General features: G+C 28.5%; 20 protein-coding genes, 4 tRNA genes and 1 pseudogene. 9 read left to right on the top strand and 16 right to left on the bottom strand.

Annotated elements, in window-relative coordinates:
- Nucleotides 1-46 precede the first annotated feature (46 nt).
- Complete coding sequence (locus CQA69_RS02640; protein ID WP_137620275.1) at nt 47-1,030, bottom strand: MnmA/TRMU family protein; 984 nt, start codon at nt 1,028-1,030, stop codon at nt 47-49.
- Between the two features lie 163 nt (nt 1,031-1,193).
- On the opposite strand from CQA69_RS02640, the gene CQA69_RS02635 reads away from it, so the two are divergent.
- The 3 genes from CQA69_RS02635 to CQA69_RS02625 all read left to right on the top strand — a co-directional run bounded on the left by CQA69_RS02635 (nt 1,194) and on the right by CQA69_RS02625 (nt 3,330).
- The gene (locus CQA69_RS02635) at nt 1,194-2,066 is read left to right on the top strand and encodes a hypothetical protein (protein WP_137620274.1); all 873 of its coding nucleotides are present in this window, start codon (nt 1,194-1,196) and stop codon (nt 2,064-2,066) included.
- A 106-nt stretch (nt 2,067-2,172) separates the two neighbouring features.
- Nucleotides 2,173-2,370: a hypothetical protein gene (locus CQA69_RS02630; RefSeq protein ID WP_137620273.1), complete on the top strand. Its 198-nt coding sequence runs from the start codon at nt 2,173-2,175 to the stop codon at nt 2,368-2,370.
- Between the two features lie 9 nt (nt 2,371-2,379).
- Nucleotides 2,380-3,330, top strand: a complete 951-nt coding sequence (locus CQA69_RS02625) for a hypothetical protein (RefSeq protein ID WP_137620272.1) — start codon at nt 2,380-2,382, stop codon at nt 3,328-3,330.
- On the opposite strand, the gene CQA69_RS02620 is transcribed toward CQA69_RS02625, so the two are convergent.
- The 3 genes from CQA69_RS02620 to exbB are packed head-to-tail and all read right to left on the bottom strand — an operon-like array spanning nt 3,327 to nt 4,767.
- Nucleotides 3,327-3,962 carry an energy transducer TonB gene (locus CQA69_RS02620; protein WP_137620271.1) on the bottom strand — a complete coding sequence of 212 codons (636 nt, stop codon included), beginning with the start codon at nt 3,960-3,962 and terminating at the stop codon, nt 3,327-3,329. The genes CQA69_RS02625 and CQA69_RS02620 overlap by 4 nt on opposite strands.
- Nucleotides 3,963-4,349 carry a TonB system transport protein ExbD gene (gene exbD, locus CQA69_RS02615; protein ID WP_137620270.1) on the bottom strand — a complete coding sequence of 129 codons (387 nt, stop codon included), beginning with the start codon at nt 4,347-4,349 and terminating at the stop codon, nt 3,963-3,965.
- Entirely contained in the window at nt 4,342-4,767 is a 426-nt protein-coding gene (exbB, locus tag CQA69_RS02610) for a TonB-system energizer ExbB (protein WP_137620269.1), read from the bottom strand. The genes exbD and exbB overlap by 8 nt, the downstream gene beginning before the upstream one ends.
- A gap of 156 nt (nt 4,768-4,923) precedes the next feature.
- Here exbB and CQA69_RS02605 point away from each other — a divergent pair, with 156 nt between their 5' ends.
- From CQA69_RS02605 to CQA69_RS02590, 4 genes are all read left to right on the top strand, one after another.
- The gene (locus tag CQA69_RS02605) at nt 4,924-5,661 is read left to right on the top strand and encodes a DUF4261 domain-containing protein (RefSeq protein WP_137620268.1); all 738 of its coding nucleotides are present in this window, start codon (nt 4,924-4,926) and stop codon (nt 5,659-5,661) included.
- A gap of 64 nt (nt 5,662-5,725) precedes the next feature.
- Nucleotides 5,726-6,142, top strand: coding sequence for a PepSY-like domain-containing protein (locus CQA69_RS02600; RefSeq protein WP_137620267.1), 417 nt, complete (start codon nt 5,726-5,728; stop codon nt 6,140-6,142).
- 234 nt (nt 6,143-6,376) lie between these two features.
- On the top strand, nt 6,377-7,633 hold the full coding sequence (locus CQA69_RS02595) for an SLC5/6 family protein (RefSeq protein WP_137620266.1): 1,257 nt from the start codon (nt 6,377-6,379) through the stop codon (nt 7,631-7,633).
- A gap of 10 nt (nt 7,634-7,643) precedes the next feature.
- Nucleotides 7,644-9,008, top strand: a complete 1,365-nt coding sequence (locus tag CQA69_RS02590; RefSeq protein WP_137620265.1) for an L-serine ammonia-lyase — start codon at nt 7,644-7,646, stop codon at nt 9,006-9,008.
- Between the two features lie 5 nt (nt 9,009-9,013).
- Here CQA69_RS02590 and CQA69_RS02585 read toward each other — a convergent pair whose 3' ends face one another.
- The 7 genes from CQA69_RS02585 to CQA69_RS02555 all read right to left on the bottom strand — a co-directional run bounded on the left by CQA69_RS02585 (nt 9,014) and on the right by CQA69_RS02555 (nt 11,760).
- On the bottom strand, nt 9,014-9,529 hold the full coding sequence (locus CQA69_RS02585) for a hypothetical protein (protein ID WP_137620264.1): 516 nt from the start codon (nt 9,527-9,529) through the stop codon (nt 9,014-9,016).
- Nucleotides 9,507-10,490 carry a bifunctional diaminohydroxyphosphoribosylaminopyrimidine deaminase/5-amino-6-(5-phosphoribosylamino)uracil reductase RibD gene (gene ribD, locus CQA69_RS02580; RefSeq protein WP_137620263.1) on the bottom strand — a complete coding sequence of 328 codons (984 nt, stop codon included), beginning with the start codon at nt 10,488-10,490 and terminating at the stop codon, nt 9,507-9,509. Before ribD ends, CQA69_RS02585 begins: the two co-directional genes overlap by 23 nt.
- A gap of 86 nt (nt 10,491-10,576) precedes the next feature.
- A tRNA-Ser gene (locus CQA69_RS02575) sits at nt 10,577-10,664 on the bottom strand.
- 29 nt (nt 10,665-10,693) lie between these two features.
- Nucleotides 10,694-10,767: transfer RNA gene (locus CQA69_RS02570), tRNA-Cys, on the bottom strand.
- Between the two features lie 14 nt (nt 10,768-10,781).
- Nucleotides 10,782-10,870, bottom strand: a tRNA-Leu gene (locus tag CQA69_RS02565).
- Nucleotides 10,871-10,878: 8 nt separating this feature from the next.
- Nucleotides 10,879-10,953: transfer RNA gene (locus tag CQA69_RS02560), tRNA-Gly, on the bottom strand.
- Between the two features lie 54 nt (nt 10,954-11,007).
- The gene (locus CQA69_RS02555) at nt 11,008-11,760 is read right to left on the bottom strand and encodes a hypothetical protein (protein WP_137620262.1); all 753 of its coding nucleotides are present in this window, start codon (nt 11,758-11,760) and stop codon (nt 11,008-11,010) included.
- 71 nt (nt 11,761-11,831) lie between these two features.
- Between CQA69_RS02555 and mutY the strand changes: the two genes are divergently transcribed.
- Nucleotides 11,832-12,851: an A/G-specific adenine glycosylase gene (gene mutY, locus CQA69_RS02550; protein ID WP_137620261.1), complete on the top strand. Its 1,020-nt coding sequence runs from the start codon at nt 11,832-11,834 to the stop codon at nt 12,849-12,851.
- Here the strand turns inward: mutY and CQA69_RS02545 are convergent.
- Nucleotides 12,837-13,076: pseudogene (locus CQA69_RS02545) on the bottom strand (alpha-ketoglutarate permease); the annotation flags it as partial. The gene mutY and the pseudogene CQA69_RS02545 sit on opposite strands and share 15 nt — an antisense overlap.
- Before the next feature lie 365 nt (nt 13,077-13,441).
- On the opposite strand from CQA69_RS02545, the gene CQA69_RS02540 reads away from it, so the two are divergent.
- Complete coding sequence (locus tag CQA69_RS02540; protein ID WP_137620260.1) at nt 13,442-14,299, top strand: radical SAM/SPASM domain-containing protein; 858 nt, start codon at nt 13,442-13,444, stop codon at nt 14,297-14,299.
- Here the strand turns inward: CQA69_RS02540 and CQA69_RS02535 are convergent.
- The 4 genes from CQA69_RS02535 to CQA69_RS02520 are packed head-to-tail and all read right to left on the bottom strand — an operon-like array spanning nt 14,260 to nt 18,962.
- Complete coding sequence (locus CQA69_RS02535; protein WP_137620259.1) at nt 14,260-15,099, bottom strand: ABC transporter substrate-binding protein; 840 nt, start codon at nt 15,097-15,099, stop codon at nt 14,260-14,262. The two genes, CQA69_RS02540 and CQA69_RS02535, sit on opposite strands and share 40 nt — an antisense overlap.
- A complete protein-coding gene (locus CQA69_RS02530; protein ID WP_137620258.1) occupies nt 15,096-15,872 on the bottom strand; it encodes an ABC transporter ATP-binding protein in 777 nt (258 codons plus the stop codon). The genes CQA69_RS02535 and CQA69_RS02530 overlap by 4 nt, the downstream gene beginning before the upstream one ends.
- Entirely contained in the window at nt 15,872-16,846 is a 975-nt protein-coding gene (locus tag CQA69_RS02525) for a FecCD family ABC transporter permease (protein ID WP_137620257.1), read from the bottom strand. Before CQA69_RS02525 ends, CQA69_RS02530 begins: the two co-directional genes overlap by 1 nt.
- Nucleotides 16,836-18,962, bottom strand: coding sequence for a TonB-dependent receptor (locus CQA69_RS02520; protein WP_137620256.1), 2,127 nt, complete (start codon nt 18,960-18,962; stop codon nt 16,836-16,838). The genes CQA69_RS02525 and CQA69_RS02520 overlap by 11 nt, the downstream gene beginning before the upstream one ends.
- Between the last annotated feature and the right edge of the window lie 161 nt (nt 18,963-19,123).

Below are 19,123 nucleotides of genomic sequence, written 5' to 3'. Positions count from 1 at the left end.
GAAAAGATTCAATCACTATATCGTTCTTTTTTGAAATTAGTTTATACTAACTTATAAAAAATTTACTAATTTGTGTTTTATCTTCAAAAGCTGAGGTGATAAATTTTTGGTTTTTAAATTCTAATTCATAGTTAGTATTTATATCGCATTTTGTGTAAGTTAAAGCAATTTTTAAAGCGAGTTCTATATCTTGATTATTTGCATTCGCACTAAGCAAAGAATAAGCTCCTATTAAATTTCCTATGCCTATAACTTCATATTTTGGAGTTTTTAAATTTCTTAAAAGTTCATTTTCTAATTCATTGCGCCCTATGATCATTTTAGCGCCCATAGGCAATCTTAAATGACGTCCGTATTTTAAAAGTTGTGCGTCATTAACTTGCATATCTTTATCAAATTGTATGAAATCGCGAATTTTTTTAGCAAAGCTATCAAGGGTTAATAAACATCCTCCTCCTGGGCTTTCAAAATCTTCAAGTCCAAATTGTGCAGCCAGTTCCAGTTGTCTTTTGCGACTTCTTCCACTAATGCCTTCTAGTTTTTCTCTATCTACCCAACCTTCTTTTTCGGGCTTTGTTAGAGGTAAATTTTTTGCACACATAGGACGCAAGATAAGATCTTCTTCATCAAGGGCTAATTTTTTAACCTTCGCCATAGCGTCATTTCTTTGACTCATTGGTCTTTGTCCTAAAACTTCTCCAGTGATTACAAAACTAGCTTTTTCACTTTCTAGCATGGAAAGAGCAGTTTTAAACATAAAAGCATGGCAGTCTATGCAAGGGTTGAAATGCTTGCCATAGCCATATTGTGGATTAAAAAGAACTTCTTGTAAATAAGAATTTTTTACATCGATCATTTCAAAATCTGCACCCACCATAGCCGCTCTTTTTTTCATGATCTCACTTTTATCGCTTGTGCTTCCAAAACCTATATTAATATTTAGAGCTTTTACTTCTATACCTTGAGAAGTAATGAGTTTCATTGCTAACATACTATCAAGGCCACCACTAAAAAGGGCTAATGCTTTCATTGCTTTCCTTTGCAAATTTAATTTCTTAGTATAAATAAATTTGTTTTTTTGTCGATTTAAATTTGTAATTGTATCTAAAGAATTTTAAGATCGCAATTCTGCTTTAGAAGAGAATGAAAAGTTGTTTTTGTAAGCCAAGTTTAAAAATTTTGAAAGGGCTGTCATGGAAAAATTAACAATGAATAGTTTAAATGCTTTATCAAACAATCAAAATATTACAAATCGTAAAGAAATTTTAGAATTAAAGGCTGAAGAAAAGGATAAAGTCAAGGTTAATGATCTTTCAGATGATAGCAATTCTGGCAAGAAAGTCGTTTTTGAGGACAAAGAAGGTGAGTTGATATCTTTAAATTTGAGTGAAGAAAATTACAAAAGTTTGCAAAATCATTTTGGTTCTTATGCAAATTATATTGCCAGAGATGATGGATCTATAAGGCTAAATGGAGAAGCAAATGAATTTATTTCCAATTGGTTTGAAAATGCAAAAAATGAATTTTTTAGTATTAAATCTACGCAAAGCAATGAAAGAATTAATATAAGTTTTCATCAAAATACTTTGCATGAAAGTATGCAAAATTTAGGTTTAAAACATAGTGACTTGATATCTGATGATGCAAGTATAGAAGAAAAATTGAATTTTTTCATAAATAAGGATGTTAATAAAGATGGAAATATCGATGATAGCGATGTTAAAGAGCCAAGTTTTAGAGAAATTTTGGGTGATTTAAAAGAAGCTTCAGGCGGTGGAGCAAATGCTATGCAAAGTGTTGATCCACAAAAAATTCAAAAAAAAGATGATGATAAAGCTAAAATCAAAGAAAAAGAAAATGATGATGAAGATTTACTTCAAAAAGCACAAGAGAAAGGTTTAAACTCTTTAAGCGCTGATGAGCAGGCTAAACTTAAAGCTAGTAATCCAAAAGAATTTGAAGAACTTCAAAACAAATCTTTAGATGAGTTGGCTAAGAACTTAAGCAAAGACTTAATGCAACAAATTAGTGACAATGAAGCTATATTTGTCGATAAAAGAGTGTGAATAAAAGTAACATATTTTTTGTAATTTTTCAATTTATTATATAAAATGTTTGTTTTTTATAATTTTTCTGTTAGTATATAAGTGTAATTAAAAAAGAAAGGAAAAAATGAAAAAAGTATTATTGTTTGCTATTTTTAGTTTGGTTTTTTCAAATGTTGCTTTTGCGAGTTCTGATTGCGATACAAGATGTCAAATACTTAAAGAACAGTGGAATATTTATTACAATAAACTAAGATATTGTGATAAATTGCCTTATTATCAAGCCACTATGTGTCGTTTGGCGGCTGCTCATTTTAAGCCTTAAGGATAAGCGATGAAAATTGCTAAAGATGTAACGATTATCGGATTAAATGATGTAATGGCTTATTCCAAAAGAGCTTATTTAGATAAAAAAGATTTTCAAGATTTAAAGCAAGAAGAATTTAACCCAGAAGATTTTTTAGTAAAACTAGATTCTAAAAGAGAAAAATCTGGTATTAAAGTTATATTTGAAGATGAAGAAAGTTCTTTATTTGTAAGCTTGAATTTAACTAAAAGCAATTTTCAAAACATTTTAAAACATTTTGGCGATAAGGAGGATTATTTTTTAAGAGAAGATGGTTCGATTAGACTAAATGGTAAAGCTCAAAATTTTGTAGCAGGCTGGTTTAAAAATGCAGCTTATGATTTAAATTATTTAAAAGCAGATGCAGATAAAAATGGAATTATTAAAGGCAAAGAAAATAATAATCTTTATCTTTATAATCTTACAATTACCCCTGATAATCCTAAAGGCGGAGCTAATGATCTAATCAGACAACTTTATATTACCACAGGAGGCAAAAGTAAAGTAGGAGATGACGGCAAAGAAAGAGATTTAGAAAGTGCTTTAAATGCTCTACTTACTTTTGATAAAAATGCTGATGGCAAAATTACTGTTTTGGAAATTGAAGGTTCTAAAGATAGAATTTTAGCTGATGCACAAACTATGTTTGATAATGGAAACTCTGTAAGCAAGACGCTTTTGCAAAAATTAAAGAAAATGCAAGAAGAAATTGATAATGCAAGCGATGAACAAGAAGATTCCGATATTAAAAACAAAGCTTTAGATCAAGGTTTAAGTGCTTTAAATATGCAAGAACTTTTAAAATTTAAGCAAAAATATCCTGATGAGTATGAGAAATTGAAACAAAAAGACTTAGAGGATTTGAGTAAAAATTTAAGCTTTGATTTGCAAAAAGAAATCGATTATGGAAGCTTAGAAATCATAGATAAATTAGTTTAATTTATCTTATATACTATAGGTAGGACAATCCTTAAGTCGTTTTTATAGTAGGGAAAATTCACCGAAGCTTTACGGATGCTTTCTAGGGCATTTTTATCTAAGAGGGTGTATCCGGAGCTTTGGATTATCTTTAACTCTGCTAAGGTTTTATTTTCTTTCCATAAAAATTCTACTTTTACTATCCCTTGCATACGCATTTTTTGAGCTTGTCTAGGATAACTTTGAACTTTTTGAATAGCTTTTTGGATTTGTTCAAGCAAAGGATGTTTATCTTTACCTTGTGTAAGTTGAGTGATTTGAGAAGGATTTTCTGTCATTTGCTTTGTAGGATTTTCTATAGGTGTTGAGGCTTTTTTCTGCTCTATTTTTTTGATTTTCTCTCCTTCTTTTTTTATAATTTTAGATTGAATTTTTTTGACTTTAGGCGTTATTTTTTCTAAAATTTTATTTTCTTGAATAGGTGTAGAATTTTCTCTAGTAAATTGTTTTATAGATAAAGCAAAAACTTCTTTATTGTTGAATTTTATTTTAAAAAAATCAGCAGAATGAAATATTAAAAAAAATATAGGCAAAAAGCTTAAAAAAGATATATAAAAGGCTTGATATTTATGATTTAAAAATAAACTTTTCATCTATTTTTTTTCTGCGATTATTTGAAATTTTTCATGCTCTTTGCTTTTTAATAAATCAATAATTTGGACAAAGCTTTCAAATTTAGCGTTTTTATCGCTTTTTAATTCTACTATAGTTTCTTGATCAAGCCCTGATATAGCTTCTTTTAATTGATCTAAAGTCGCTATTTTGTTATCTAAATAAAAAACGTTTTTTTCATCAATACTGATAAGGAGTTTTTTTTCATTTTCACCAAGACTCATAGAGCTTTCACTTTTAGGAAGATTGATTTGAATTTTACCTTGTGCAATAAAGGTTGAAATGCTAAGTACTATAGCAAGTAAAACCAGCATAATATCTATAAATGGAACTATATTTAAACCTTCGTTTTTTGGAAGCTTAAGCATCTTTTTTCATCCTGTATCTATTGCTTAAAAGTGAAATTTTTCGCAACAAAGCATTATATGCTATAAGAGTTGGAATAGCAACTAAAAGACCTAAAGCTGTAGCTTTAAGAGCTAAAGAAAGTCCTATAACTATAGATTTTACATCTATATTACCTGCTAAACCCATTTCATAAAAAGTAACCATAATACCAATAACAGTTCCTAAAAGACCAATATAAGGAGCATTAGAGTAAATGATATAAATAGTAGTTAAATTTTCGGTAATTGCATCATCAAATTCTTCTTGATTTTTATAATCTTTAAAATCAATTTTTCTAAAAAATAATATTCTTTCAACTACACACCAAAAAGCTATAAATGCCATAATTCCAAGAATTATAAAGATGATTAAATCAATATAATTTCTCAAAAACTCCATATAAACTCCGCTAATTTTTTAACTTTGAATGATTATACTACAAGGAAAATAAAACTATAATTAATATTAATTATCATAATTTTTAAAAATTATTTCTCAAATCAGATTATTTTAAGATATAATAAAAATCATAAAAATATATTTTAAGGAAGTTGTATGCAGCAAAATCATAATTTTACTTCTTTTGTTCTTTTAAATGATAGTGAATTTGATTTTTTAAAATTAAGTTCTTTGCTTGAAAGCGAATTTGGTATATTGGTTCCAGATGAAAATTTTAATCAAGATGGTGTTATTTTTTATCATAAGAATATGTTAGTCACTTTAAGCTTAATTAAAAATCCTATACCAAACGAAGAAGCCGAGTATTATGCGAATTTTAATTTTATGTGGAAGGATGCTCTAGAGGAAACTAAAAAACATAAGGCACATCTTCTTATAGCAGTGCTTAGTCAAAATGAAAGCAAACTCGAACAAGCTAAGCTTTTTACTCAAATTTCATCGGCATGCTTGCAAGATAAAAATGCTCTAGGATTTTATACAGGTGGAGTTGTTTTGGAGCCTAAATTTTACATTGAAAATGCGAAGATGTTGCAAGAAAATCGTTTACCAGTTTACAATTGGGTCTATGTCAGTGTTTATCCTAGCGAAGATGGCGTGAATGCTTATACTTATGGATTGAGAAATTTTGATAAATTAGAGCTTGAAGTGATTAAGAGTAAGCTTAACGAAAAAGAACTATTTTTTACTATGTATGATATTGTATTGCATATTTTAACTTATGATATAGATTTAAAAGATTTAAATACTTTAAAATTTGAAAATGGTAAAAATATTCAATTTTCAAAAAGCGAAGGAATAGGTGTTGAAGGAGAAAGTTTAAAGGTAAGTTTTTAGGTTTCACATTTGCTTCACAAAGTTAGGTTAAATTTTCTCCAACCAAAATCAAAAAGGAGAAAAAATGAAAATGAAATTAGGTTTAGCGGCTTTACTCGGTGCTTCAGTACTTTTAGCTAGAGATATCGTTGTTCCTGCGAGCACTCTTCCACAAAATGCAAAAAATTTTATTACTACAAATTTTAAAAATGCACAAATTGCTTTAGTTAAAAAAGATATTGATTCTTATGATGTAACTTTAAGCAATGGAATAGAAATTGATTTTATGATCAATGGAGACTGGAAAGAAGTAGATGGCAAATATCAAACATTGCCTAGTACGATTTTACCAAATATTATGTCTAAAATAAGTACAACTTCAAATGCACAAATTGTAGAAGTCAGTAAAGAGGTTAATGGATATAAATTTGAAACAAATAATTATATGAAAATTTATACAGATGCTCAAGGTAATATTTTAGGACAAAAATTTGATCATTGATTTTTTATAGTTTATTAAAAAATTATTAAAATATTTGGATTTATCCAAATATTTTATTTGTTTATCTTAAAGCACCTGAATTATGTTATTATATTTAAGCTTATTTATTTAAGTTTAATTTAAAAATATTATTAAAATTTAATAAAAAATAATAAAAATTTACCTTATTTACAAATAATTTGGTATAATAATTTTTTAGTAATTTTGATAAATTTTTATGATAAAGGAAAACTAATGAATGCTTCGAATAGTAAATGGACCAGCCACGATATACGGTGGGTACTATCTCTTTTTGGAACGGCAATTGGCGCAGGCGTTCTTTTGCTTCCAATTAGTGCAGGGCTTGGCGGACTTATTCCGCTTTTGATTATTCTTGTTTTAGCTTTCCCTATGACTTATTTAGCTCATAGGAATTTATGTCGTTTTGTTCTTTCGAGTTCAAATCCAAAAGATGACATTACTTTTGTTGCGGAAAGTTATTTTGGTAAAGGTGGCGGATTTTTAATCACTGTATTGTATTTTTTTGCTATCTTACCTATTTTACTTGTTTATAGTGCAAATCTTACAACAACTTTAATTGAATTTTTAATCAATCAGTTTAATTTTGATGCTACAATGATGCATGAAGGACGTTGGTGGATAAGCTTTTTAATAGTAAGTGTTTTAGTTCTTGTTTCAATTTTTGGCGAAGGTGTTGTCACTAGAGCTATGAGTTTTCTTGTTTTCCCTTTCATTATATTTTTGTTTATTCTTTCATTACTTTTGATTCCTCAATGGAATATTCATCTTTTTGAAAATGTTGATTTTTCAGTATTATCAACAGGTGATTTTTGGATAACGTTGTGGCTTGTGATCCCTGTAATGGTATTTAGTTTTAACCATTCTCCTATTATTTCATCTTTAGCATGTTATTGCAAAAAAGAATATGGTGATGATGCAGAATTCCGTGCTAGAAGAATTATTTCTTTTGCTGTTGTTTTAATGGTTTTTGTAGTTATGTTTTTTATTTTTTCTTGTGCTTTAACTTTTACTCCCGAAGAATTTGCATTAGCAAAAGCTCAAAATGTTAATATTTTGACTTTTATTGCAAATAAATTTCCTCAAGTAGCTGTTTTAACCTATGTTGGACCTATAGTTGCTCTTGTTGCAATCAGCAAAAGCTTTTTAGGACATTATCTTGGTTCTCAAGAAGGTTTAAATGGTATTTTATATAAAGCAAGTGGTGGAAAAATCCAAGGTAAATTAGCACAAACTTTAACAGCGATAATTACTTTTGCTATTGCTTGGTATGTAGCTTATAAAAATCCAGATGTTATTGGTATTATTGAAGCTATAGGTGGTCCTGTTTTAGCGATATTGCTTTTTTTAATGCCTCTTTATTGTATTTATCGTTTTGATATTTTGGCAAAATTTCGTAATAAAGCTTTAGATGTTTTTATTCTTATTATGGGGATAATAGCAATTTCAGCTGCTATTCATAATCTTTTCTAAGGATATATTAATGAGCAGTAATTTTAGTATTTTTAAAATTGGAGTCGGCCCTTCATCATCACATACTTTAGGGCCTATGTTAGCAGGAAATTTGTTTTGTAAGAAAATTGTCAAAAGGTTAAATGAAGTTGATAGAATTCAAATCATTCTGTATGGTTCTTTATCTTTGACAGGCAAGGGACATTTAAGTGATAAGGCTGTAATTTGGGGATTAAATGGTTTAGAAGCTAGAAACTTAAGTGCTCCTGTGCAAGAAGAAGCCAATAAAAATGCTTTAGAAAAAGGAAAAATTAACTTATGCGGTGAAAAAGAATTAAAATTTAATTACGAAAAAGATTTAATTTTTTCTAAAGATTTTTTACCTTTGCACGAAAATGGTATGCAAATTAAAGCTTTTGATGTAAAAAATGAAATCGTAGAAGAAGAAACTTATTATTCCGTAGGTGGAGGGTTTGTTTTAACAGCTCAAGAATTAGAAAAAAGGGGTAAAAATTCGAACCAAAGCACAATGAAGCTAGATATAGAACTTAATAATGCTCAACAAGCCTTAGATTTTTGTGAAAAGAATGGTTGGGACTTGGCTGAACTTTCTTATAATTATGAACTACAATTTCATACCAAAGAAGAGATTAGATCTTATTGTCTTGAAATTTGGGAAGTAATGCAAGAAGTATATTATAATGGTACTCATCCAACTGAAGAGTATTTACCAGGAAAACTTAACTTAAAACGCCGTGCTAAAGGTATGAAAGAGCGTATTGCTATGACAGCTGATCCTATGGGAATGATTGATTTTATTTCATTATATGCTATTGCAGTTGCAGAAGAAAACGCAAGTGGAGCAAAAGTAGTTACAGCGCCTACAAATGGTGCTTGCGCTGTTATTCCCGCTGTGATGCTTTATCTTAAAAATCATACTGTTGGTTTCAATGACGAGCAAGCTATAAATTTTTTACTTACAGCCATGCTGATCGGTTCTTTATATAAGAAAAATGCAAGTATTAGTGGAGCTGAGGCAGGATGTCAAGCTGAAATTGGAAGTGCAAGTTCTATGGCTGCTGCTGCGATGGCTACGGTTTTGGGAGCGAATGCTTTTAAAGCTTGTAATGCTGCTGAAATGGCAATGGAGCATCATTTAGGTTTGACTTGCGACCCTGTGGCAGGACTTGTTCAAATTCCTTGTATAGAAAGAAATGCTTTTGGAGCAATTAAAGCAATTAGTGCTGCTAGAATGGCAATGACTCGACAATCAACTCCTAAAGTTGGTCTTGACGAAGTAATAGAAACGATGTATGAAACTGGGAAAGATATGAATTATAAATACAAAGAAACTTCCTTAGGTGGCCTAGCTACAAATTTGAAAACTGTGTGCTAAAGCGTTTATGCTTTAGCATTTTTTCTTTTCTTTAAAAACTCTTTTACATCTTCTTTGAAAAAATTTTTAAAAATATTAATATGCTTAAAAAGCAAATTAGCATTAATAAAACTTACAATTAAAAGAATAATGCAAATTATAAAAAAAATCAAATCAATAATCTTAAATTGATCAATTGTAGCTAAACTTATAAAAAATATACTTACTAAAAATAAAAAAGCTAAAAGCAAACCTTGTTTTGTTTGAATTTCATTAAAATTATCTAAATTTTGAGTAAAATTTTTAAAAAATATAATTTTTTTATCTAAATGTAAAATTAAAATTTCATCATTTTCTTTAAATGTGTATTGTTTAATACCTTGATAAGTGAAGGTATCACCATTTGGATTAAGTTCATCTTTAAAAGATTTTAAAATATAGTCTTTTGAGATAATATTTTTAATATTGCTTTGTCTTTCAATTTTAAATAATTCAACTTCATATTTTAAATAAAATAATTTATTCAAGTTCGTAAATGCCATAAGTATCACTTCCTAAAAAATTTTTATAAAGTGGTTTTAAATTTAAAGGTATTGTAACATTTTTTTTATTGTTTAGAATTGAACTTTGAAAAATTAAAAATAAATCCATTTCATTTTTAAAAGTTTTTAGAAAATTTTCTCCACCTTCATACATCAAAAATTTAGCTTTTTTTGGAATTTGTGTGTAAATTTTACGATTTGGAACTTTAAACAAAGGGATATTTTGATCAAAACTTTCTAATTTATTATGACTTAAAATACAAATATCAGGTGCTTTTCCTTGGCAGAGCCTTGCATCTAAAGTGGGTTTATCAACCCTTATAGTCTCTCCACCTACCACTAATAAATCTATGATTGATCGAATTTTATGGGCATAGGTTCTACTTAATTCATTACTAACAATTTTTCCAAAGGAAGATCCATTCATAGAAAGAGCAAGTTTAAAAAGTTTAAGTTGTCCTTTTTGCCATTTTAAAAAAGGTTTTAGAAGGTTTTTTCCTTCTTTTTCAAGAATTCCAAATTCCACTTCTATGCCTTGATTTTTTAGAAAATCTCCTCCTCCTTTTGCGGCATCATTTTCATCTTTAACGCTGATAAAAATCTTTCTAAAGCCAAGCTCGCTAAAAAGTTTCGCGCAAGGAGGAGTTTTTCCTTGATGAGAGCAAGGTTCTAGCGTAACATAAGCAATAGCATCTTTAAATGCACCTTGGTGATTTTTACAAATAAATTGATGTAAAGCATTGGCTTCTTTAGGTAATGAAATTTCAGGTTTTATTTTTTTTAAAGCGTGACTAATGGCATTTAATTCAGCATGCGCTAATCCAGCTTTTTCGTGTGCTTCTATGGCTAATATTTTTTCATTTTTATTTAAAATTACACAACCTACAGCTGGATTTGGATAAGTTAAAAACTGATATTTCCAAGCCTCATTTAAGGCTAATTGCATATAAAATTCTTTCATTTTTTCCAATTTTACTTTTTTATTAATGTGTTTTTTGTGATTATATAATATTAAGTTATTTTTTGTCTAGTATTTAAAGAAGTTAGTGGCCGGGAGAAAGGGATTCGAACCCCTGGAGGTGTTACCCTCAACGGTTTTCAAGACCGCCGCTTTCGACCACTCAGCCATCTCCCGATTAATGATAAATAATTTTGTGCCTTTTTTGGAGGCGACATCCGGATTCGAACCGGAGATCAAGGCTTTGCAGGCCCATGCCTTACCGCTTGGCTATGTCGCCCTGATAATTCGAAGTGGTGCCCGAGGCCGGACTTGAACCGGCACGGAAGAAAAATTCCGAGGGATTTTAAGTCCCTTGTGTCTACCAATTCCACCACCCGGGCGGGTGATATGGAGCGGGAAACGAGATTCGAACTCGCGACCCCAACCTTGGCAAGGTTGTGCTCTACCCCTGAGCTATTCCCGCAGAGTCTAAAGATGAAATTCTAGCAAAATAAACTTAAAGAGAGTTTATCTTGCTTTATTTGCAGACGAACAAGGCTGTTGCGTTTAAACTTTGTTTTGTATCTTTTACAATAGGTAAAGCAAGTTGCATATCATTTGATTTTGCAGCAAAAATTCTTGGTGTTATATTTGGATCTAAATTCGTTTTAAGTGTTTTTAATGTGCAAGATTTATTTAAATCCTTAGAATAAATTCCTTCATAAGAATAAGCTTTTTGCAAAAGTTTGTCATAAAGTTTTTCTTTATTTTCTTCTAAAAGTTGTTTTGAAAATTTAGGCTCTAAAGTAGGTATGGAAACTCCTACAAATGAACTTTTTTTAACTATAGAATTTAAATCATTTAAAAAGTGATTAAAATTATCGAGTTCATTTTCTTTAATAATGCATTCTAAATTTGCGTTTAGTTTTTGTCCTTTTATAGTTTGTGCTCCATCTTTGTAAGAAAAATTAGGCTCTATAGAAAAGCTTCCGCCGCTACAAAAATTATCTTTTTTGGCACGTTGCGTGATTTGACTAAAAGTATTAGTTATTTGATTTTTCTCTTCATCGCTTAGTGTGATTTTTGTATCAAGATTTTCATTTGCCCAAAAATTGATATTTGTATAAAATTCATCGGGTTTTAAGTCTGTATTTACTTCTATATTTCTTGAAAAAAATAAAGCTTGGTTGGAATTTTTTTTCTCTAAAAACTCAACATTAAAAATAACTCCGGCAATAAAAAGTAAAAGACATAAAAATCCTATACCTAAACCTTTAACAAAAGCTAACATATTTTTCCTTGATTTAAATTGATTTTGTTTATTTTATCAAAAAATTTAAAATTTTTGATATACTTTACTTTATGCAAAAACACATCATTAAAAAACTTCAAGAAAATTTACTTTTTTGGTATGAAAAAAATGGAAGAAAAGCTTTACCTTGGAGAAATTTAAAAAGTCTAGAATGTGATGAGCGTTTAAAAAATATCGATAAGGCTTATGGTGTATATATCAGCGAAATTATGTTACAGCAAACTCAGGTAAAAGCAGTTTTAGAGAAATTTTATTTTCCCTTTTTGGAAAAATTTCCTAATTTACAGAGTATTGCAAAAGCTAATGAAAATGAGCTTTTAAAAGCTTGGCAAGGTTTAGGGTATTATAATCGTGCTAGAAATTTAAAAAAAGCAGCTTTAGAATGTATGGAGAAATTTGGCGGCATCTTGCCTAAAGAGCTTGAAAAATTAAAGAGTTTAAGTGGAATAGGATCTTATACAGCAGGTGCAATTGCCTGTTTTGCTTATGATCAAAAAGTCGCTTTTGTAGATGGAAATATACGTCGCGTTTTAAGTAGGCTTTTTGCTTTAAAAAATGCTTCTATGAAAGAACTTGAATCTAAAGCATACAAAATATTGAATTTACAAGATGCTTTTAATCATAATCAAGCCTTATTGGACGTAGGTGCTTTGATTTGTTTGCCTAAAAATCCAAAGTGTGGAATTTGTCCTTTTTATGATTTGTGTAAAGCTAAATTTAATCCTGAATGTTATCCAGAAAATAAAAAGATTGCTTATGAAAAATTAAATTTATGTCTTATCTTGATGGAATATAAAAATCAATTTGCCATTAAACAAAGTTTTGAAAATCTTTATAAGGGTATGTATAATTTTCCTTTATTTAAAGAAAGCGAGATTGAATTTGCAAAAAATATGAAATATTTGGGAGAATTTAAACATAGTTATACTAAATATAGATTAAATATTAAGGTTTATCATCAAATTTTAAAGACTAAAACTAAAGATTATGAATTTAAAAAATTTAAAGAACTAGAACATATTCCATTTTCAATACTTTCCTTAAAAGCCTTAAATTTAATTAAGTTCTGATTTTTTAGGCAAACATAAAGTAGCCACGAGCATAAGGATTGTAAAAATAGCTATATAGATAAAAAAGCCATTTTCTATATTTGCATTTTTAAATTGTAAAGCTACCCAAGGGGCAGAACCTCCAAAAACAGCATTTGAAATAGCATACCCTAAACCCGTTCCTAATGCTCTTACGTGTTCAGGAAAAAGTTTAGCTTTAAAAATTCCAGCCATTGAAGTGTAAAATTAAGATAAATTCAAGAACTTATAGACGCATAAAAATCCTGCAGCAAAAACTCCAAAGGCATTAATTTGTTGAATTAAAGGGTTATGTGATGTTGAAAAAGTATGAGCAAAATATGTTGCCGTAAATATAAAAATCAAATCATTCCACTAAATTACCGCTACTTGTAGCTATTATTGAGCGAATTTTTTTCGCACGAGTAAGATCTTGCATAAATATTTCCTTAATTTTATATTTTTATTCCAAGTATAGTATGATTTTTGTTTAATGTATTTAAAAATAAATAAAAAAGATAAAAATATTTATCAAAATGTTACTTATTTTCCAAATTGTATAAAATTTGATAAAATTGTGTTTAGGACGCATGATGAAATTTAAAAAAATTTATATAGAATTAAGCGATATTTGTGGTTTAAAATGTGATTTTTGTCCTTCAAAAAAAGCGATTCGTGGCGTTATGAGTCAAGAAAAATTTGATATTTTGGCTAAACAAATTCATAACCAATCTAAGCTTTTTGCTTTACATCTTTTGGGCGATCCTTTGATTTTATCAGATTTAGAGGATTATTTAAAAATCGCCAAAGATTACAATATGAAGCTTGAAATTACTACGAGTGGTTTTTATTTTAATTCTAAAAATTGTGATTTGTTGTTAAAATATGAAAATATTCATCAAATCAATATTTCTTTAATGGCTTTTTTAAGTCAAAGCAAGCTTTCCTTAGAAGAATATTTTAAACCCATTATAGAATTTTGCAAAGAACATTTAAAGAATGAAAATTCTAGTTTTATCAATCTTAGACTTTGGAATTTAGACTCTTGTTTTCAACCTCCTAAAGAAAATTTAATTATCTATCGGTTTTTATCCAAAGAATTTCAAAAAAATATCGATAATACTTTAGTAAAAAATTATCTGGCAAGACATATCATACTTCATCAAAATACACTTTTTAAATGGCCAAATTTAAGCGATACTCCTTTATATTTTTATGGAAAATGTTATGCTTTAAAAGATCAAATTGGAATTTTAAGTGATGGAACCTTGGTTCCTTGTTGTTTGGATACTCAAGGTGATATTAATTTAGGCAATATATTTGAAAATGATTTCAAAAGCCTTCTTCAATCACAGCGTTTGCAGTCTATAAAAAAAGCTTTTGAAAAAAATAAACGCATAGAAAAACTTTGTCAAAGTTGTGAATTTTTTAAGGCCAGATTAGACGATTGATTTTTTTCTAAGCTGCTCTTGAATTCTTTTATTCTATCTATTATTTTAGGACTTAATCTTAATAATATATGTGTATTTTTGTAAGTATAAATTTGATCTGTTTTAGCTGCTTTGGTATTTTTTAGCAAAGAGTTAGAATTTAATAAGCTATGTTGATTTGCATTAATACCAAGAATTAATAAATCTGGATTTTGTTTGAGTATATATTCTGCTGATATTACAGGACGTGCAATATCGCTTTTTGGACTTAAATTTTTTATTCCAATGAGTCTTAAAATGTCAGCAATTAAAGAATTATCATTAAAAGCCATTAAAGGTTTGCTAGAATAAAGATATATTGCACTTTTATTTAAGGGATCTTTTTCTAAATTTTTTAAACGATTTTCAAAATTTTGTAAAAGTTTTTTTCCTTGTTCTTCTTTTTGTGTGATTTTTGCAAGAATTTGTATATTATCTTTTATATCATTAATACGTTCTGCTTTTAGATTGATATTTTTTATACCAAAATTATCAAGTTTTTCTTTTAAATTAAGAGAATAAGAGCTTAAAATTACTAAACTTGGTTTTAAAGAGATGATTTTTTCAATTGATGGATTTGAAAAAGTCCCAACGCTTGGAATTTTAGAAGTTTTATCTTCAGGATAAATGTTTGAGTGTTGCAAAGAGGCAATGCCTATGATTTGATCATTTGCTTCAAGCATAAAAAGCGTTTCAATGCTTGCAGGATCAAGTACTATAATGCGTTCTTTTGCCTGCATTATCCCTAAAAACATTATACATAAAATCAGTATTTTTTTCATTTTATTCCCTTTAAAGCTAAAATATAAGGTTTTGAGTTTTGATAAATAATTTCGCAATTTAAGTTGTAAATTTCTTTCAAAATTTCTTTTTTAAAAAGCTCTTTTGTGGTACCAAAATATTGTACTTTACCTTTTTTTAAAAAAAGCAATTTATCGCAAAATAGTGAAGCAAGATTTAGATCGTGAAGTATGGCTATGATGGTTATTTTTTGTTCTTGGATCAAATTCTCACAAAAATTTAAAAGTTCAATAGCGTGATTTAAATCAAGTGCCGAGGTAGGCTCATCTAAAAATAGAATTTTTGGCTTTTTAAGCAAGGCTCTAGCTAATAACACTTTTTGAAATTCACCTCCACTTAAAGACAATATATCTCTTTGTAAAAATCCATCTAATTTTAATGTTGCAGCAAGTTCTTCAACTTCTAAAATATCTTCTTTAGAATAAGTTCCAAAAGTGCTTTTTAAATGAATGTATTTACTCATTAAAAGTGTATCTATGACTTTTAAAGGAGTTCTTAACTCTGAATTTTGAGGAACAAAGCCGCAAATTTGAGCAAATTCTTTAAGTTTAAAATCTTTAATGTTTTTATCAAAAAGTATTATTTCTCCACTTTCTGGGGTTAAGTTTTGAAGCATAAGTTTTAAAAGGGTGCTTTTGCCTGATCCATTGGGTCCTAAAATTCCTATAAATTCTTGCTTTTTAAGATCTATATTGATATTTTTTAGCAATGCTCTTTCATTGTAGGAAAAATTTAAATTTTTTATTTTTAACATTATAAAAATCTCCTAACTTTTAAAGCCAAATATAAAAATATCGGCGAACCTATAAAAGCGGTTAAAATTCCTATAGGAATTTGTACAGGTGCTATAATTGTTCTTGCTAAGGTGTCGCAGATGAGTAAAAAAAGTCCTCCAAAAGCTGTACAAAAAGGTATTATTAAGATATTATTATAATTTTTAAATAAAAGTCTTACAGTATGTGGTATGATAAGACCCACAAAAGCAATCAATCCTGTAAAAGATACAGCAAAAGATACAGCCAAAGAAGAAACTATAAGCAGATTGATTTTAAGTTTGTCTGCATTTACTCCTAAATTTCTTGCCTCATCATCTCCACTTAAAATAATATTGAGTTTATTTTTATGTATATAAAAATATGTTAGAGAAAAAACTAAAGGAGGGATTAAGATAATCACTTCAAACCAAGAAACCGATCCAATATTTCCCATCAACCAAGCGACTATTTTAAAAGAATCTTCCCCTATAAGATAAGTAAAAAAGGAAGTAAAAGCTCCTAAAAAAGATGAGGTTGCTATCCCTATAATAAGTAAAGTAGCTATGGAGGATTTTGAAGAAATTTTAAAGATTGCTAGAGTAAAAAAAGCTGAACAAAAAAATCCCAAAATTCCATAGAAATAATCAGGTAGTTTTAATAAGTATGCTAAAACCGCACCAAAGGTTGCTGCTGAAGCTATACCTATAATATAAGGATCTGCTATGGGGTTTGAAAAGACATTTTGTGTGATCGCTCCACTACTTGCTAAGAGCATACCGATTAAAATGGCCATAATAATACGTGGCAAACGTCCATCAATTATAATCTGACGTAAAATATCATCTTCTGAGAAAAGATAAGAAAAAAGTTTAATAGGGCTTAAATTTTCATCTCCCATGCAAAGAGAAATAAATCCAATGCCTAAATAAGCCATAAAAATGCCTATACTCCAAAAAATATTTTTAGAAAGCATATTTAAACTCTAAATAATAATTTCTTCCATTTCCAGCTAAATATTGATCATTGACGCTATCTTGATAGGTGTAGTATTGTTTGTCAAAAAGATTTCGAATTCCTCCAAAAATTTGTAATTTTTTGTAAAAATACATTAAACCAATATCTGTTAGCATATAGTCTTTTATCCAAGCATTTTTGCTCATTTTTCCCGTGTTTTCATCTATAACGCCATTATCTTTTGATCGAGAATAATACGTTAGATCTAAAAAGGTGTTCAAATTTGAGTTTATAGCATACTCAACTCCTGCTGTAGCTTTGATTTTTGATACATAAGGGATTATTTTTCCACCATTAATACCTTTTGAAATTTTGGCATCTATATAGGTTAAGCTTTGTCTGAATAATAATACATCATTTAGAAAACTTTGATTAAGATTAAGTTCTGCTCCAATACGACGTGTTTGATCTATGTTATAATATTTCCAAAATGCACCAGATTCGGAATGAGGATTTCCAAGATATGAAATTTCATCTTTACTTAAGGTGTAAAATAAAGTTAAATTGATTCCATAAAAATCCCACCAAAAATCATTCATACCAAGTTCAAAAGTATTAAAAATTTCGGAATTTAAATTAGAAGAATAATATTTTTGCGTTTTTTGGTCTTTATTTACAAATTGTGCAGGAGATGGAGAAATAAATCCTCTTTCGTACTTAAAGTATAAATTTCCTGTATTAGAATATTTTAAATTTGGGGTGATTTCAAAAGCAATATTATCTCCTGTATCATCAGTGTTAAATATTTCTGTGTTATTTTTAGAATTTTGAGAAATAATCATTTTGCTTGTATAGTTTCTATCGGTTTTGTAAAGATTATATTCATATCTAGCCCCACTAGAAATGCTAAAAATATCATTAAATTCGTGAGAATCAAGAGCAAAAATAGAATGACTTTGTTTATTCATATCCATAAGAGTTGTCATAGTATGATTTATTGACATATTAGGAATATTTACATCATAATGGATAATGCTTGTTCTTTTTGCATCGTGATTTGCAAATTCATAACCAAAAACAAAATAAGAGTCGCTTTTATAATTATACTTGCTTTTAAGATTGATTCCTGTAATTGTATCTTGAAAATTACTTCCATCTTGATAAACAGGTGTATTAATTCCTCCAAAACCCATTATAGAAACATCTTTGAGATAATTTATTTTCTGATTTTGCCAAAAACTTTCTAGATCAAACTCCCATTGATTGTTAAGATAATAATGATAATCTAAAGTGATTTCAGGTCTGTTGATAGCACTGATAGTTTCGCTATCGCCTTTTTGCTTAGGATTATCTTCAATTTGTGCTTTTGTTAAATATCCACTACTTGTGTTTTTACTTTTAAAATAGTTATAACCTAAGATCAAATCACTATATTCATTTGGATTTATATAAGCTTTAGTATTGATAAAATAACCTTTTTCATTATACCCTTTTTGATAGCCATCTATATTAAAGCCTTCTGTATTTAAATTTAAAGATAGCTGTTTGTTTATTTTTTTAGTTATATCAATCCCTAAATTTCCTCCAAGTTTATTTTGATCATATCCATTGCCCTTTACGTTAATAGAGAATGCATCTTCTTTTTGTTTTTTTGTGATGATATTGATCACCCCTCCACGAGTCCCATTTCCATAAAGTACAGATCCCCCACCTGGAATAATTTCTATACGTTCAACATTGTCAAGATTGATACTATTTATAGGAGTAGTTCCGTGAGAATTATCCAGCATATTTATAGATCTTCCATCTACCATAACTTTCACAGCAACATTGGATTTATCGCCCTGACCACGCATATCAACATTACGACCTAATCCAAAATCCACAAAATTAATTTCAGAAACTCTTTCTAAGGCTTGTTCTAAAGAGCTAAAACCTTTTTTTTGTAAATCCGAACCTTCTATAACTATAACATTTCTTAAATTACTATCAGAATCTTGCTCAAAACCACTCGCAGATACAACGACTTTATCGAGTTTTATATTAGTTTCTTGATTATTTTCTATCGCATTTATATCAATGAATAAAAAACTTAATAGCATCGGTATTTTTATCAGTTTTGAATTTTTATACAATATTATAACTCCTTGAAAATAAATAATGATAATATATATCATAATTTAAAAGCGAAATTTATCGTTTATTATCTTAAAAATATATAAATTTTTAAATTTATTAACACAAAATAATTTTTAAGATTTTTTTAATTTGATAATTGATATCATTATATTTTTTT

Origin of the sequence: Campylobacter estrildidarum, from assembly GCF_005406205.1 — a bacterium.
GTDB lineage: Bacteria > Campylobacterota > Campylobacteria > Campylobacterales > Campylobacteraceae > Campylobacter_D > Campylobacter_D estrildidarum.
Note: the sequence above shows the minus strand (reverse complement) of the source record. Positions and strands in the feature narration are given on the sequence as shown.